This is a genomic window from Corynebacterium sp. HMSC073B01, from assembly GCF_001838255.1.
In the GTDB taxonomy this organism is placed as follows: domain Bacteria; phylum Actinomycetota; class Actinomycetes; order Mycobacteriales; family Mycobacteriaceae; genus Corynebacterium; species Corynebacterium jeikeium_D.
This window is the reverse complement of sequence record NZ_KV836141.1, coordinates 25410-41982: the sequence shown is the minus strand read 5'-3', so window position 1 is coordinate 41982 and position 16573 is coordinate 25410. Positions and strand designations below refer to the sequence as shown.

General features: G+C 60.7%; 11 protein-coding genes. 3 read left to right on the top strand and 8 right to left on the bottom strand.

Features of this window, described 5'->3' with window-relative positions:
- Nucleotides 1–7: 7 nt before the first annotated feature.
- Both HMPREF2849_RS02225 and gltB read right to left on the bottom strand, forming a co-directional pair.
- A complete protein-coding gene (locus HMPREF2849_RS02225; RefSeq protein WP_070862548.1) occupies nt 8–1549 on the bottom strand; it encodes a glutamate synthase subunit beta in 1542 nt (513 codons plus the stop codon).
- Nucleotides 1542–6164 (bottom strand): glutamate synthase large subunit, encoded by a 4623-nt coding sequence (gltB, locus tag HMPREF2849_RS02220; protein ID WP_070862563.1) that lies wholly within the window; start codon nt 6162–6164, stop codon nt 1542–1544. The genes HMPREF2849_RS02225 and gltB overlap by 8 nt, the downstream gene beginning before the upstream one ends.
- A gap of 314 nt (nt 6165–6478) precedes the next feature.
- On the opposite strand from gltB, the gene HMPREF2849_RS02215 reads away from it, so the two are divergent.
- Both HMPREF2849_RS02215 and HMPREF2849_RS02210 read left to right on the top strand, forming a co-directional pair.
- The gene (locus HMPREF2849_RS02215) at nt 6479–7336 is read left to right on the top strand and encodes an HNH endonuclease family protein (protein ID WP_083327259.1); all 858 of its coding nucleotides are present in this window, start codon (nt 6479–6481) and stop codon (nt 7334–7336) included.
- A gap of 539 nt (nt 7337–7875) precedes the next feature.
- A complete protein-coding gene (locus HMPREF2849_RS02210) occupies nt 7876–9573 on the top strand; it encodes an AMP-binding protein (protein WP_049193377.1) in 1698 nt (565 codons plus the stop codon).
- 82 nt (nt 9574–9655) lie between these two features.
- Here the strand turns inward: HMPREF2849_RS02210 and HMPREF2849_RS02205 are convergent, their stop codons facing one another.
- The gene (locus HMPREF2849_RS02205; RefSeq protein ID WP_016421787.1) at nt 9656–10387 is read right to left on the bottom strand and encodes an SDR family oxidoreductase; all 732 of its coding nucleotides are present in this window, start codon (nt 10385–10387) and stop codon (nt 9656–9658) included.
- A 24-nt stretch (nt 10388–10411) separates the two neighbouring features.
- Entirely contained in the window at nt 10412–11173 is a 762-nt protein-coding gene (locus HMPREF2849_RS02200) for an SDR family oxidoreductase (RefSeq protein ID WP_049193380.1), read from the bottom strand.
- 183 nt (nt 11174–11356) lie between these two features.
- On the opposite strand from HMPREF2849_RS02200, the gene HMPREF2849_RS02195 reads away from it, so the two are divergent.
- On the top strand, nt 11357–13417 hold the full coding sequence (locus HMPREF2849_RS02195) for an oxidoreductase (RefSeq protein ID WP_070862547.1): 2061 nt from the start codon (nt 11357–11359) through the stop codon (nt 13415–13417).
- An 11-nt stretch (nt 13418–13428) separates the two neighbouring features.
- On the opposite strand, the gene HMPREF2849_RS02190 is transcribed toward HMPREF2849_RS02195, so the two are convergent.
- From HMPREF2849_RS02190 to HMPREF2849_RS02175, 4 genes are all read right to left on the bottom strand, one after another.
- On the bottom strand, nt 13429–14091 hold the full coding sequence (locus tag HMPREF2849_RS02190) for a nitroreductase family protein (RefSeq protein ID WP_049172542.1): 663 nt from the start codon (nt 14089–14091) through the stop codon (nt 13429–13431).
- A 3-nt stretch (nt 14092–14094) separates the two neighbouring features.
- Nucleotides 14095–14595 (bottom strand): methylated-DNA--[protein]-cysteine S-methyltransferase, encoded by a 501-nt coding sequence (locus HMPREF2849_RS02185; RefSeq protein WP_070862546.1) that lies wholly within the window; start codon nt 14593–14595, stop codon nt 14095–14097.
- A gap of 12 nt (nt 14596–14607) precedes the next feature.
- Nucleotides 14608–15555: an alpha/beta hydrolase family protein gene (locus tag HMPREF2849_RS02180; protein ID WP_049189819.1), complete on the bottom strand. Its 948-nt coding sequence runs from the start codon at nt 15553–15555 to the stop codon at nt 14608–14610.
- Between the two features lie 109 nt (nt 15556–15664).
- Nucleotides 15665–16558: a cation diffusion facilitator family transporter gene (locus HMPREF2849_RS02175; RefSeq protein ID WP_070862545.1), complete on the bottom strand. Its 894-nt coding sequence runs from the start codon at nt 16556–16558 to the stop codon at nt 15665–15667.
- Nucleotides 16559–16573 lie beyond the last annotated feature (15 nt).

The following is a 16573-nucleotide window of genomic DNA, read 5'->3' as shown; positions in this document are numbered from 1 at the left end:
CCAGGGCTTACAACTTAATTGGAGCATCCTCCGGCTCGACAGCGCGCGGCAGATTGGACTCGCCCATCAAGTACTGGTCCACAGCCTCGGCGCAGGCGCGGCCTTCGGCGATAGCCCACACAATCAAACTGGCCCCGCGGCCATTGTCACCGGCCACGAACACCGGACCGTCGAAGTTCTGCTCGATGTCGCTGCGCACGGCGAGGTAGTCGTCGTCACGCATCATCACACCGCGATCGTTGAACTGAATCCCCAGCTCATGGGGCAGACCGCCGCGCTCCGGACCGGAGAAGCCCAGCGCGATGAGAACTAGGTCGGCATCGAGTTCGAAATCCGTGTCCTCCATGGGCACGCGCTTGCCATCGATGACCTCGACCTCGTTGGCGGACAGGCCGGTCACGTGACCGTCCTCGCCGTGGAAGGAGACGGTGTTGACGTTGAAGACGCGCTTGCCGAGAGTCTCACCGGTAACGCGGGCGTTGAGTCCAAGGGCCTCGGTAACCTCTGGTGGCTCGGAACCAGTGATGGTGTACTCGCCCTCTTCGTGAGCGGTGGCCACACGCCAGACCAGCGGATACATCGGCCACGGAGTCGACGCCGCACGGGACTTCGGCGCACGCGGGCGAATATCGAACTGCGTGACGGACGCCGCTCCCTGGCGCAGCGCGGTACCGAAGCAGTCAATGCCGGTGTCACCGCCGCCAATGACAACGACCTTCTTGCCCTTCGCATCAATCGGCGGGGTGTCGAGCTCGCCTGCGGCAACGCGGTTGGCACCCGGCAGGTACTCCATAGCCTGGTGAATACCCTCCAAATCACGGCCATCGACAGGCAGGTCGCGGGCCAGTGACGCGCCGGTAGCTAGGACCACTGCATCGAATTCTGCCAGGTCAGCAGCCGTCGGTGAGATGTTGGTGCGGAACTCAGTGCCCTCGATTTCCATCTGCTCGAGACGACGGTCGAGGAAACGCTGCTCCATCTTGTAGTCCGGCACGCCGTAGCGCATCAGACCACCAATCTTGTCGTCGCGCTCGAAGACCGTGACATCATGCCCGGCGCGAGTCAGCTGCTGTGCTGCAGCAAGGCCCGCCGGCCCGGAGCCGATGACAGCGATGTGTTGGCCGGTGTCGAAAGTCGGCACAATCGGCTGCACCCAGCCCTCATCGAAGCCGCGTTCAACGATGGCCAGCTCGATGTTCTTAATGGTCACGGCATCATCATTGATGCCGAGCACACAACCGCCCTCGCACGGAGCCGGACACAGGCGACCGGTCCACTCGGGAAAGTTATTGGTGGCGTGCAAGCGCTCGAAAGCCTCGTGCCAGCGGTTCTGACGAACCAGGTCATTCCACTCCGGAATGATGTTGCCCAGAGGACAGGCCGAGTGACAAAACGGCACGCCGCAGTCCATGCAGCGGGTCGCCTGCTGTTGCAGGTGCTCCTGACTAGCCTCCTCATAGACCTCTTTCCAGTCCATCAGACGCAGCGGAACCGGGCGATGAGCAGGCTCTTCGCGCTGGAATTTCATGAAACCCTTCGGATCAGCCATTGGTTACTGCCTCCATGATTGCCTCGTTGATGTCAGCGTCGTTGTCCTTTGCCTTCGCGACTACGTCGAGAATTCGGGCGTAATCACGCGGCATAATTTTGATGAACTGTGCGGCCGGGAACCGAGTCTTAGAACCCGTGAGCTTGCGGTGCTTCGACAGCGTTGCCTCCAGCCAGCTGATGTCCTCATCGTCGAGAGGCACGATGTCGACCAACTCGGTGTTGATGTTCGCCCGCGTCGCCTCGTTATCCAGCAGGTAGGCGATACCGCCACTCATACCGGCGCCGAAGTTGTGACCGACCGGGCCCGCCACTACGACGCGGCCACCGGTCATGTACTCGCAACCGTGGTTACCGATGCCCTCGACCACGGCCGTGGCACCGGAGTTACGCACGCAGAAGCGCTCGCCGACGGTGCCGCGGACGAAGATTTCACCGCTAGTGGCACCGAAACCAATGACGTTGCCGGCAATCGTGTCGGTAGCCACATCCGCGGTTGGCGGGGTCGAACGTGAAGGTCGGACCACAATCTTGCCTCCGCATAGGCCCTTGCCGACGAAGTCGTTGGCATCGCCCTCCAGCTTGATAGTCACACCGGCCGGCAGGAACGCGCCCAGCGAGTTACCGGCGGAACCGAGCAGGTTGACGACGATGGAGTCGTCGGCAAGCCCCTGCTTACCTGCGACTTTGGTGACTTCGTACCCGAGCCGCGTGCCCACGGAACGGTTCACATTGCTGATGGCGTGGTGCAGCGCCACTGGCGTCGGCGCCAACCCATTCGCGCGCGCCGTACGCAGCGCGGGCTGCGCTTCGTCGATGAGGCGCTCGTCCAACGCACCCTCAAGCCCGTGGTCCTGCGCCTTCGTGCAGTAGGAATCCTGGTCCACGAAGAAGGGGCTCTCGGCAACGTGCAGGATTCGCTCCAGGTCAAGCTTTGCGACGCGCGGAAGGTTGCCCAGATCCTTGCGCAGACGCAGGCACTCGGCATGTCCGACCGCTTCATCGATGGTACGGAATCCCAGCTCAGCGAGGTATTCACGGACCTGCTGGGCGATGAAGGTGAAGAAGTTGACCACGTGCTCGGCACGGCCGGTGAACTTGCTCCGCAACTTCGGATTCTGGGTGGCAATACCGACTGGGCAGGTGTCCAGGTGGCAGACGCGCATCATGATGCAGCCCTCAACCACCAGCGGAGCGGTGGCAAAACCAAACTCCTCAGCACCCAGCAACATCGCGACCACGACATCACGACCGGTCTTGAGCTGGCCATCGCACTGCACGCGGATGCGGTCGCGCAGCCCGTTGAGCATCAGGGTCTGCTGGGTTTCAGCGAGCCCCAGCTCCCACGGACCGCCAGCATGCTTGAGACTGGTCAGTGGCGAGGCACCAGTGCCGCCATCGTGGCCGGAGATCAGCACGACGTCGGCATGCGCCTTCGAGACACCAGCGGCGACGGTGCCCACGCCCTGCTCGGAGACGAGCTTGACGTGAATGCGGGCGCGCGGATTGGCGTTCTTGAGGTCGTAGATGAGCTGTGCCAGATCCTCGATTGAGTAGATGTCGTGGTGCGGTGGCGGCGAGATCAGACCCACGCCCGGGGTGGTGATGCGGACTTCCGCGATCCACGGGTAGACCTTGTTCGGTGGCAACTGGCCACCCTCGCCGGGCTTTGCACCCTGGGCCATCTTGATCTGGATGTCGGTGCAGTTGGACAGGTAGTGGCTGGTCACACCGAAGCGGCCCGATGCGACCTGCTTGATGGCAGAGCGTTTCCAGTCGCCGTTGGCCTCCATTTCGAAACGGTCTGGGTCCTCGCCGCCCTCGCCGGAGTTGGACATGGCGCCCAGGCGATTCATAGCGATGGCCAGCGTCTCATGTGCCTCCGCAGAGATGGAGCCATAGCTCATTGCGCCGGTGGAGAAACGCTTGACGATGCTCGAGACCGGTTCGACCTCTTCAATGTCGATCGGCTCGCGATCTGAGGCGAACTCGAGCATGCCGCGCAGAGTTGCCAGCTGCTTGGTCTGCTCATCAACCTTGTTGGTGTAGTCGCGGAAGACCGCGTACTGACCAGTGCGGGTCGCATGCTGCAGCGTGTAGATTGTCTCCGGGTTGAATAGGTGGTACTCGCCTTCGCGACGCCACTTGTACTCGCCGCCGAGATCCAGCTCACGGTGTGCCTGCTCTTCCGGACGCGGCAGGAATGCGCTGCGGTGACGGGCGGCAACATCTTCTGCGACCTCGTCGAGACCAATACCTTCCAGCGGAGAAACAGCGCCGGTGAAGTACTCGTCCAGGAACTCCTGCGACAGACCGACGGTGTCGGCCAGCTGAGCGCCACGGTAGGACTGCAGTGAGGCGATACCCATCTTGGACATGACCTTCAGCACGCCCTTGGAGGCAGCCTTGCAGTAGTTCGAGCAGGCCTGATCCAACGTCAGAGCTCCGAGCTGGTCCTTCATGCGCAGCTCATCGATGGTTTCGAAAGTCATGTATGGGTTAATGGCATCGGCACCAAAGCCCAGCAGCATGGCCATGTGGTGCACCTCGCGGGCGTCGCCAGCCTCAATGATGAGGCTGGCGCGCGTGCGAGTGCGCTCCTCCACCAGGTGGTGGTGAACCGCGGAGGTCAGCAGCAGCGACGGGATAGGGGCAAAGCGCTCGTTGGACTCACGGTCAGACAGCACAATCAGTCGGGCACCACGGTCGATGGCCTCAGAGACCTCACGGCGGACACGACGGATAGCGTTGCGCAGGCCGCGGCCACCGCGGGCGACCGGGTACAGACCGGAGATGACCTCGGCACGGAACTCGGAATACTCCTCGTTCTTGCCCGCCTGGCACAGGGTGACAAAGTCGTGGTTGTCCAGGATTGGATGCTCAAGCCGGATGCGACGGGCGGCATCGGCGGTGGGCTCCAGGATGTTGGTCTCTGCCCCCAGCAACGTATTCATGCTGGTGATGGACTTTTCGCGCAGCGAGTCCAACGGCGGGTTGGTCACCTGCGCGAACCGCTGCGAGAAGAAGTCGAACAGCATGCGAGGGCGGTTGGACAGTGCCGCAATCGGCGTGTCTGAGCCCATCGAACCCAGGCCCTCCGCGCCGGTGAGTGCCATCGGGCGGATGATGAGGTCAACGTCTTCTTCGGTGATGCCGAAGACGCGCTGTCGTAACACCGCGCGGGCATGCGGCATGTACTGGTAGCGCTCTCGTGGCAGGTCGGTGATGTCGACCAGGCCCGCTTTGATCCATTCCTCGTATGGACCGGTGGCGGCCAGCGTGGACTTAATCTCCTTGTCCTCAATAATGCGACCGGCCTTCATGTCCACCAGGAACATGCGCCCCGGCTGCACGCGCGTGCGCTGCACAATCTGCTCCGGCGGGATATCCAGGACACCAGCTTCGGAGGCCATCACCACCAGGCCCTCGTCGGTCACCCAGATGCGCCCCGGGCGCAGGCCATTGCGATCCAGGGTGGCTCCGATGACCTGGCCGTCGGTAAAGCAGATGGCAGCGGGGCCGTCCCACGGCTCCATCAGGCAGGCGTGGTACTCGTAGAACGCGCGAACCTGCGGGCTGAGGTTGTCGTCGTGCTCCCAGGCCTGCGGAACCATCATCATGACCGCATGCGGGAGACTACGACCACCGAGATGCAGTAACTCCAGGGCCTCGTCGAAACGCGCAGTGTCAGAACCGTTGGGGTCGCACACCGGCAGTGCGCGGTCGATGTTGCCCAGCTTGCCAGAGCGAATCAGCGACTCGCGGGCACGCATCCAATTCTCGTTGCCGCGCACAGTGTTGATTTCGCCATTGTGAGCGACGTAGCGGTACGGGTGTGCCAGCGGCCAGGACGGGAAAGTGTTCGTGGAAAAGCGTGAGTGCACGATGGCGAGCGCGGAAGTGACTTCCTTCTGCTGCAGGTCAAGGTAGAAATCCTTCAACTGCGGAGTAGTCAGCATGCCCTTGTAGACAATCGTGCGACTGGACAGCGACGGGAAGTACACGGTGTCGCCACCAGAGCCCTCGCCGGCGCCCTGTTCACCCAGCTCACGCTCGCAGCGCTTACGCAGGAAGAACATCTTGCGGTCGAGATCGATATCGCTGAGCTGGCGACCCTCGTAGTTCTTCGCGGTAACGAAGAGCTGACGCAGCACCGGCATAGCCTGGCGAGCCATCTGGCCAAGCCCGTCAGCGTTAATCGGCACATCGCGCCATGCCAAGATCTCGATGCCCTCTTCGGCGCAGATGTCTTCAATAGCCCGGATGGCATCGAGGGTGGCCATGCGCGACTGCGGCAGGAATGCAATACCGGTGGCATAGGTGCCGGCCGGCGGCAAAATAACGCCTTCCTTGCTCAGCTCAGCGCGGTAGTAGGCATCCGGAACCTGAATGAGAATGCCGGCACCGTCGCCGGTGGTCTTCTCAGCGCCGGCGGCACCGCGGTGGTCGAGGTTGACCAGTGCCTGGATGCCCTTTTCCACAATGTCATGGGTCTGGCGACCGTAAATGTCGGCAACAAAGGCCACGCCACACGCATCATGTTCGTTCGACGGGTGGTAGAGACCTTCCCTCTGAGGACCACGAGGCAATGTGGTCGCTGTTTCGGTCAGAGTCATGGCTGTCTTAGCTGTCATGGCTGTTTTCCCCTTGTAGGTGCAATGTGCCAATTGGGGGACACGGGTTATCTATATTTCCAACTGTTTTAACAATGCACTTTCATCTAGGCGTATTGCAATACGTATTTAGGGAACTAGCTATATTTACCCACCCCCGAAGGAGCTAGAACACCCTTCCCGTTCGGCTAAAACCGGGCTTTTACTACCCGCTTTAACGCCATAACCCCCTAATCGAGCTACCACCCCCGCTAACTACGCACAATTGTTCGATTCTTTAGCAAACCTCCCTCCATACCCAATCCGCCCCCACCGCTATGGTTAGCTCCATGCTCGCCAACCGTCGTTTCCGCTCGCCACTGCAGGGCCTCGCCCTCCTTATCGGCGCAGCGACAATCCTCAGCGGCTGCACGGCTCCCACAGCCCCCACTCCAGAGAGCCAGTCATACAGCCCGGCACCGGCACCCGCATTTACGCCCGAGCCAGAGGAACCCGCGCCCGAGATTCCTGAAGCGCCCGACTCCCCGGACGTCCCCGACACCCCAGCGCCCAGCACATCACCTATCGACGGCATCCGTAGCGCCCTCAACCAGCTGGAGATAAAAGGGCGGGCACCGAAAACCGGCTATGCGCGCGACGAGTTCGGGCAGCGTTGGAGCGATGACGTCTCTGCCGAGTTTGGGCACAACGGATGCGACACGCGAAACGATGTTTTGAATCGTGACCTTATTAATAAGGAGTACAAACCAAATAGTCGCGATTGCGTCGTGCTTTCAGGGCAGTTACTGGATCCCTATACCGGCACGATGATTGATTTCCAGCGCGGCCGCAACACCTCTTCCGCCGTACAGATCGACCATGTCGTAGCCTTGAGCGACGCCTGGCAAAAGGGGGCACAGCAACTCCCACCAGAGGTTCGGCAGGACTTTGCCAATGACCCCCTCAACCTCTTGGCCGTCGATGGCCCCGCCAATCAACAGAAGCGGGATAGCGATGCCGCATCCTGGGTACCCGCCAATAAGCCATTTCGCTGCCAGTATGTCGCTCGCCAGGTGGCGGTAAAACAGAAATACCACCTATGGGCCACGCAGGCGGAGTATGATGCCATCGACCGTTGGCTCTCCACCTGCACACCAGAGGATGAGCCCGCACTTGCCGCCCTAACCCTGAATTAGGGCAACTTCCTCAGGCGCTCACCAACACCACGCTTCTAGGCTCAAGCCGGCGAATATGTCACCTATTTAGCTACGTGTTCGCAACCTCCGCCCCTCCTAGTCTCGAACATTTCTATTTTTCAGAAGATTCCTAGCCCCCTAATTTCTGGGGGCGACCGCCATTCAGCTACTGCCCGCCCCGTCAAACAAACCAACCGAAAACCCCTGGGTTCATAGAGTTATATACGTCAATATCAGAATTGAATTCGTTACCGCAGTGTTATCATTTCGTTATATTCACTGCTTCCTGTCGGTTTATAACTGTTTGATAACACTGTATCCTCGAGCCCGTACGCGAAAAGGCATCCGTCGTAAAGCATTGCGCACGCCGACTGCGTATTTTTTACTTTTCTTCGTGGAAACTACTTTTTGACGCGGCACAGGTTTGTTAAAGTCTGGTTGTTACAAAATCGCACTACTGTGACTGATGGTGTCAGTGTGACTAAAGAGTCGCTTGGCGCTATTAATCGCTTGTCCATCATCTTGGAGGATTCTCACCCATGGCAGCTGAAATGAAGGCTCCGGAAGTACCACTTGGGCTCCAAATCAAGGCTTTTGCCCAGTCGATTCCACCACTCCTGCGTACTGGTGCCCTGTACATGACTCCGAAGACGGCGCCGAAGATTCTCGATTACCTGCGTCGCCTGAAGTTCTCCGTCGCCAGCCTGATTTCCATGAGTGCGCTGCGCTACCCGGATCGCCTCGCCCTTGTCGACGATGACGGTGAACTCACCTATTCTCAGCTGCTTGACAACGCCCACGCCCTGGCTCGCGCCTTGATGGACCGTGGCATGACCCAGAAGTCCAGCTTCGGCGTTATCGCACGCAACGGCCGCGGCATCATCCTGCCGATGGCCATCAAGGGATTCATCGGCTCCGAAATTATGCTGATGAACATCGGCTCCGGCCCGACTCAGATTCGCGGTGTCGTTGACCAGAATAAGGCCAAGTTCCTGTTCGTCGATGACGAGTTCCTGGGCAACCTGCCAGAAGACCTCGACGATGTCACCGTCGTTATTACCTCCGTGACCAAGCCGGAGACCCGCAAGAACGCGGGCAAGAACTTCGTGTTCATGGAAGACCTCATTGAAGAAGGTCGTACATCGAACGCCAAGCTAGATCCGAAGCCGGAGCAGGGACGCATCATCATCATGTCCTCCGGCACCACCGGCATCCCGAAGGGTGTCCTGCGCAATGAGCCGAAGACACCGGCAACTGTGGGTGCAATCGCCGATCGTATTCCGTGGCGCCGCAACATGGTCATTCACCAGTCCGCATCCATGTTCCACGCCTGGGGCTGGGCAAATGTGCTGATTGGCATGGCTACCGGCTCCACCATTGTCACCATGCGTGTCTTCGACCCGAAGAAGGCTGTTGACCAGTGTGAACAGTACGGCTGTAACGGCATGATTTCCGCGGCCTTCTTCCTGCGCCAGATCAAGGATGTTCTGGATGAGGAGCCGAACCGCAAGATTGGCCCGTTCCGCTTCATTGTCTCCTCTGGTAACGCCATCCCGGGCTGGCTCGTCTCCGCGCTGACTCACCGCTTCGGTCCGGTTATCTGTAACTTCTACGGCTCCACCGAGGCCGGCCTGTGCTCCATCGCATCCGGCGCGGACCTCGCAGCCCGCCCGGACTCCGCAGGTCGCCCGGCAATTGGCGCCAAGGTTCGCATCCTGGGTGACGACGGCAAGGAAGTCGAGCCGGGTGAGGTTGGCATGATCCACACCGCTCAGGAGCTCTCCTTCATCGGTTACCTGAACAAGAAGGACAAGTTCACCACCGTCGATGGCCTGTTCCAGATTGGTGACCTCGGCCGTATCGACCAGGACGGCTACCTGTACATCTGTGGTCGCTCCGACGACATGGTGATCAAGGGCGGCGAGAACGTCTTCCCACGCGAGGTCGAAGAAATTCTGGGCCCGGTGCCGGGCATCGCCGATGTCTTCTGCCACGGCAGCAACGAAAACGACGAGATTTTCGCTGACCTGTTCCTCTACGTTGTCCGCGAGGACAATGAGGCCGGCAAGAACCTCACCGAGGACATGCTGCGCGAGTACGTCCGCGAAACTCTGGCCGAGCACTCCACTCCGGACCGCGTCTTCTTCGTCGACTCCCTGCCGCGCAACGCCATCGGCAAGGTTGTCCCGCGCGAGGTCAAAGCAATGCACGAGCGCCTGAACCTGGACGCTCAGTAAGAAGCCTGCACACGAAAGTGTGCCCACCGGCTATCCGCCTGGTGGGCACACTTTTTGCTTATCTTCGCTACCTTTTACACGGCTATCCGCGCGGGCGCACCTGGATTTCATCCACGTTGGCATCCGCTCCGGTATCAACGGCCAGACGTACTGCGGCTGCGATCGATTCAGGCCGCATGAACTTCGTTCCGTCGTAACGCCAATCCGCATCATCGCGGTGCCAATTCGACTGCAGCTGAACCTGCATATCGGTATCGACGCGCCCAGGGTGCACGGAGCTGACTCGTACCGCGCCACGCTCTTCCTCGCGCAGCGCATCGGTGAAGGCCCGCAGCGCGAACTTCGACGCTGCATACGGTGAAGTACCAGCTGAAGCGCGGAATCCCGAGCCCGAGTTGATGGTTACCAGCGTGCCCTCCGCCTTGCGCAGCGCTGGCAGCAGCTGGCGTGTCAGGTCGGCGACGGCGACGACGTTGATGTCCATAATTCGCGACCAGTCCGCACGCGAAACCTCCGCCACGTCCCCATCGACGTACACGCCCGCCGAGTGCACGAGCACATCCAGCCCGCGCCCACCGAGCGCCTCCAACAGCTTTGCCACTTCCGCGTTTACGGCGTCGGTATCACCCAGATCAGCAACGAATACGCTTGCCGACGGCAACTGCGACGCCACCTTCTCGGCAGACTCAGCACTGGTAGCGCCCACAATGACATGGTGGTCACGGGAGAGATCCTTGGCGACCGCCAGGCCAATACCACGGCTTGCACCCGTGACCAGGGCAATCTTGGTGTCAGCGGCAATATCGATGCTCATGTACGGCTCCTCTATGTAGTCGGTTTACTTCTTCGGCTTCGCGCCGCCCACCTGGTCGATGGGGGTCACCTGCAGGAAGTCAATGTTGACGCGCTTCGGACGGGTGGCCGCGAACACAATGATGTCGGCAACATCATCGGCGGTCAGCGACTCAACGCCATCGTAGACCGCTGCGGCCTTGGTCTCGTCGCCGTCGAAACGCACGAGTGAGAAGTCGGTGTGGACGCGCCCCGGATCGATTTCGGTGACGCGCACGCCATCGGCAGCAACCTCTTGACGCAGGACTTCCACCAGCGCGCGCTCAGCGTGCTTGGCTGCGTTGTAACCGGCGCCGCCGGTGTAGACCTGACGGCCGGCAATCGAGCCGACGGTGAGCACAATGCCGCTAGTGGACTTCAATGCGGGCAGCAGCGCGCGGGTGACGCGCAGGGTGCCCAGCACGTTGACCTCGTACATCCAGCGCCACTTTTCCTCGACAGCGCCTTCAACCGATTCCATGCCCCAGGCGCCACCGGCGTTGTTAACCAGCACGTCGACGCGCGGTTCGGCCTTAGCCAGCGCCGCCACATCGGCGTCAGAGGTGACGTCAACCTTGTAGACCGTCGCTTCACCACCGGCAGCGCGAATCTCCTCCGCGACAGCCTCCAGCTTGTCCTCGCGGCGGGCTCCCAGCACAACGCGGAAACCTTCAGCTGCGAACTGCTTGGCAGTGGCTGCACCAATACCGGAAGAAGCACCGGTAACTACAGCTACTTTCTTGCCATTAGTTGAAGTTTCAGAGGTCATGGGGGCTCAACTCCTTGCTACATGCGTCTACTAATATTCCCGACTGTAGTCATACGACACCCTCCTGCGCCGAAGACTGCGCGTGCTTTACACCTGATGTTCCACGTGAAACGTATATAAAACTGTGCCGGAATTTTTCCGATTCACCTCATACACAGCCGCTAAAACCGCGATACTGGTTGCATGTCTGACCAGCCTCACTTCCCACATCTTCTCTCCCCTCTCGACGTCGGTCCTCTAACTCTGCGCAATCGCATCATCATGGGCTCAATGCACTCCGGCCTGGAAGATCGCACCCGTGATATCCCCAAGCTGGCTGCCTACCTTGGTCGACGCGCCGAAGGTGGCGTGGGGCTCATCGTCACCGGCGGTTATGCTCCCAACATCGAAGGTTGGCTGACTCCGGCCGGTTCGATGATGGCGTCGAAGCGCATGGCGGACAATCACCGCCGCGTTACTGACCTCGTGCACTCCCACGGCAGCCACATCGTGCTGCAGGTGCTGCACGCCGGTCGTTACAGCTACAGCCCGCTGGCCCGCTCCGCCAATACCGGTCAGTCGCCGATTAGCCCGTTTAAGGCTCATCGCCTCACCGGCTTTGATGTCTCGCGCACTATCGGCGCTTATGTCCGCGCCGCGAAGCTCGCGAAACGTGCTGGTTACGACGGCATCGAGGTTATGGGCTCCGAGGGTTACCTGCTCAACCAGTTCCTGGCCGAGCGCACTAACCACCGCTCGGACAACTGGGGCGGCAGCGCCGAGGCTCGCATGCGCCTGCCCATCGAAATTGTCCGTCGCATTCGCGCCGAGGTGGGCGAGGACTTCCTGCTGCAGTACCGCATTTCGCTGCTTGACCTGGTGGAAGACGGCCAGACTTGGTCAGAGACCACTGAACTCGCGCAGCGTCTGGTCGAGGCTGGCGTCGATGTCTTCAACACCGGTATCGGCTGGCACGAAGCACGCGTCCCCACCATCGTTACGTCCGTGCCGCGCGCCGCATTCACGGACCTGACGGGTCGTCTCCGTTCGCTTGTCGACGTCCCGGTGGCAGCCTCCAACCGAATCAACCGCCCCGAGGTTGCGGAGAAGATCCTCGCTGACGGCAATGCGGACCTGATTTCCATGGCCCGCCCACTGCTGGCTGACCCAGACTTCGCCATCAAGGCGGGCGATGGTCGAGCTGACCAGATCAACACCTGTATCGCCTGTAACCAGGCCTGCTTGGACCACACCTTCGCGGCCAAGCGCTCCACCTGTTTGGTCAACCCAAAGGCGGCTTACGAAACCGAGCTGGTATCCGTGCCGGTGTCAAAGGACAAGGCCAAGCGCGTCGCCGTCATCGGCGCTGGTGTGGCTGGACTCGCTTTCGCGGAAGCCGCAGCTCAGCGCGGTCACCACCCGGAGATCTTCGAAGCCGCCGACCAGATTGGTGGCCAGTTCAACCTCGCCGCAAAGATTCCGGGCAAGGAGGACTATGGCGAGACGCTGAAGTACTTCTCCCGTCGCCTGGAGGTGCTCGAAGTTCCGGTTCACCTAAACACGCGTGCCGACGTCGACGAGCTCAAGGCCAAGTTCGACCACGTGATTGTGGCCACGGGTGTTACCCCGCGTATCCCGGGCATTGACGGTATCGACCACGAGAAGGTCATTCGTTACGACGAACTGCTCTCGGGTGCGAAGCAGGCCGGTAACAAGGTGGCCGTCATCGGTGCTGGTGGTATCGGTGTGGACGTGTGTGAGTACCTCACGCGCAAGCCGAACCAGACCATCGAGGCCTGGAAGGACGCCTGGGGCGTCGGTGACCCTGCGGAGTTCCGCGCGGGTCTGACCAAGCCGGGCACGGTCTCTGGCGCGGCTGAGGAGTTTGAGGTCGAGCGCGAGGTGCACCTGCTGCAGCGCAAGACCTCCCGCATCGGTAAGGGCCTGGGCAAGACCACTGGTTGGGTTCACCGTGCGGAGATCAAGAAGGCCGGTGTCAAGCAGTACACCGGCGTCACCTACAACCGTATCGATGACGAGGGCCTGCACATCACCATCGATGAAAAGCAACAGGTCATCGCGGTTGACAACGTGATTGTCTGTACTGGTCAGATATCCAATCTGGACTGCCTGGGCGGCAAGGATCGCGAGAGCGTCACCGGCGATAACTCCAATGTCACCATCATCGGCGGCGCGGACGTGGCCGCTGAGCTGGACGCAAAGCGTGCCATCCGCCAGGCCGTTGAGGTAGCGCTCGCGCTGTAGGGCTAGGGCTGCTACGCTTCGTAGCGGTCGGTGTAGGCGCGCTGCTCGAACTCGAAACGGCCCGGGTGAGCCGGGAACTCACCCGGGACACCGATGGCCAGCAACAGCGCTACCGCCACATCGGTGTCACCGGCACCGATAGCTTCCTTGACCTTCTGCTCACTAAAGCCCGTCATCGGGGAGCTAGCCCAACCAAAGGCGCTGGCAGTGACCATAGCGAAAGAAGCGGCAATCATGGCGTCGCGGATTGCGAACTCGCGGGAGAGACCCTTTTCCTCGCGGACCTTATGGAAGGAGGTCATCGAGGCTTCCCGCTCGGCAGCGGCAACTTCGTCCCACAGGCCAGTCGCCTTGTTGGCCTCAACCAGGCGTGGAATACCGCGCTTCCAGCCGGTCGGCTCACCAATGAAGGCGAGCAGCAGCGGCGCATTGGCAACCTGCTTCTGACCACCGGCAGCTTCCACTACCTGCTGGCGCACCTCAGGGTCCTCGATGCGCACGATAGCCCGAGACTGAATGTTAAAGGCGCTGGGAGCTTCCAGAGATAGCTCCAGGAGGCGGCGCACGTCAGCGTCGTCAAGCGGTTCGTCAGCGTAGACGCGCGTGGCACGGCGGTTGCGGATGATGTTCTCAAATTCGGTGGCGAACTGGTCGCGCGGAGAATGCGAAGTCATGCATTAAAGAATAACTGTTTGCCAACCTTCGAGTTCGAGCAGCCAGCGCTTCATTTCGCGGCCGCCGGCATAGGATCCGAAAGACCCCACTCCCCCACTGGCGGGCACCACGCGGTGACAGGGAATCAGAATGCCCAGCGGATTGGTGGCACAGGCCGAGCCGGCAGCTCTGGCGGCACGGGGTGATCCGGCCATTTCAGCGAGCTCACCGTAGGTCACAACCTGGCCATACGGCACGTCGCGCAGTGCGGTCAGCGCACGAGCGCGGAAAGAATCCTGGGTGAATATGTCGCAGTCCAGCGGCAGCGCAAACTCGCGGCGCTGCCCGGCAAAGTACTCGCGGAACTGCTGCGCTGCCTGTTCCGCCACCGCTTGCGCTTCGGGGTCGGCGGCGCTGGGGTCGTCGTCAAGCACGGGGCCTAAGAGATTGACTTCGACGACCCCGCGAGCGGAGGTGGCGATTCCAAGCGCGCCGAAAGGCGTTTCTACCTGGGAAATCGCCATAAAACCTCCTACTTAGCCCTTGTTGGCCTGGAACCAGGCCAACAGCTCGTCCCACTCCTTCTCGTGACCGGAGCGGAAGTAACCACCGTAGCCCACGCCCTTGCCACCAGCCGGCTGAGCCTGGCGCTTTTCAATCTTTTCAGCAGAGCTCATCACATTGGTGATCAGGTCTGCCGAGGACTCCTCAGTCCAGTAATCATCCGGAACGCGGATGGACAGGAACGGCTGCGGAGCCTTGGAGAAGCGGTTAGCGAAGTCGAACTCGGAATCGTCGAAGAAGTAGCCTTCCTTGCGAGCCCAGCGAGCCCACTGACGCATGACACCGTTCGGCGGCTCAACAGCTAGACGCCACGCCGACGCCGGAATGTGGCCAGTGATGAAACCGCTAATCGGGCCGAGAATATTGAAGATGAAGAATGCGCGGACCTTGCCCGCCACGGACGGCACCTTGGAAATACGCATACCGCGGCAGTTGACCAACGCCGCTGCGTCATAGGTGCCCTCGGAGCCGGCGTAGACGATGCCGTGACCACCAACCGCGTGACCGACAGCGAAGTGCGGCACGTCCGGGTAGGTCTCCTTGGCCCACTCAATCACACCCGGAATATCCTTGGTGATCCAGTCCGACATCCGGATGTCTTCATTGTTCTGGTCAGTCTTCAGAGCGGACTGGCCAATTCCGCGGTAGTCATAGGTGATAACGCCGTAGCCCTTTTCTGCCACGGTCTCAGCGAAACGGTGGTAGAAACCCTGCGGCACACCGGTACCGGAGTGAACGGTGATGATGCCGTTGGGAATGTTCTCTGGGTTCTCCTTCGGGCGGAACATGGTTCCGCGCAGCAGGACGCGGTCATTTGCCGGAATAATGATGTCCTGCCGAGGGCACGGCTCCGGCAACTTCGGGCTCTTCGCGGAAAAACGGCTATCCCCAGTGGAAGTGGTTGAGGCTTCGGAGGTCATTTATGCAGTTCCTTCGAGTGGACTTAAACAGTGCATGATTTTGTATTCACAATCTTAAAGTGTAAGGCTCATCACTTTCAGCGCTTTCGTGGAATTTGCCTCACGCGCGTTACAACTGCACATCCCCATAGGCGCGTTCGTCCTCGATCGGCTCCAGATGCGAGGAAATATGCACACCCGGGAAGCGCTCCCGCAGCTCATCCTCCATCGCAGTGAGCACATCGTGGCCGCGCTCGACGCTCCACGCGCCCGGCACCAGCACATGGAACTCAATGAACTGCTGATGCCCCGACACACGAGTGCGAATCTCGTGAACGTCAATGCCCCGATTCCGATTGCGGTGCGAGGCCAAAATCTCGTCCACCGCCACGCGGTCCTCGCCCTCCATGGCCTTGTCCATCAGGCCGTTACCGGAATCGCGCAGCAGCTTGAAACCGGTGACCAGGATGTTTACGGCCACCGCCAGCGCGATAATCGGGTCGAGCCACCACAGGCCAGTAATCCACACCAGAGCCACACCCGCCAGAACACCGGCGGAGGTCCACACATCGGTCATAAGATGCTTGCCGTCGGCGGTCAGAGCCAGGGAGTTGTGTTGGCGCCCGGCCTTAAGCAGAATCAGCGCCACCGCACCATTGATCACCGAGGCAATTACGGTCACGACGAGGCCCAGGCCAATCTGCTCAATCGGCTGCGGGTTCACCAACCGCTCGATGGCGACATAAATAATGGCCGCCGCCGCCACGAAGATCATGGCACCTTCCAGCCCGGCCGAGAAGTACTCTGCCTTGGAATGGCCGAACTCATGATCACGGTCCGCGGGCCGCGCGATAACCTTGAGCACAATAATTGCGACAACTGCCGCAACCAGATTGACAATCGACTCCGTCGCGTCGGAAAGCAGGCCCACCGATCCGGTCAGAGTGTAGCCCCAAAACTTCAGCGCGATGGTGACGACCGCCGCCCCCACTGAAAGCCAACCAAAACGAGATAAGTCCTGCATATGCGGGCACTTTAC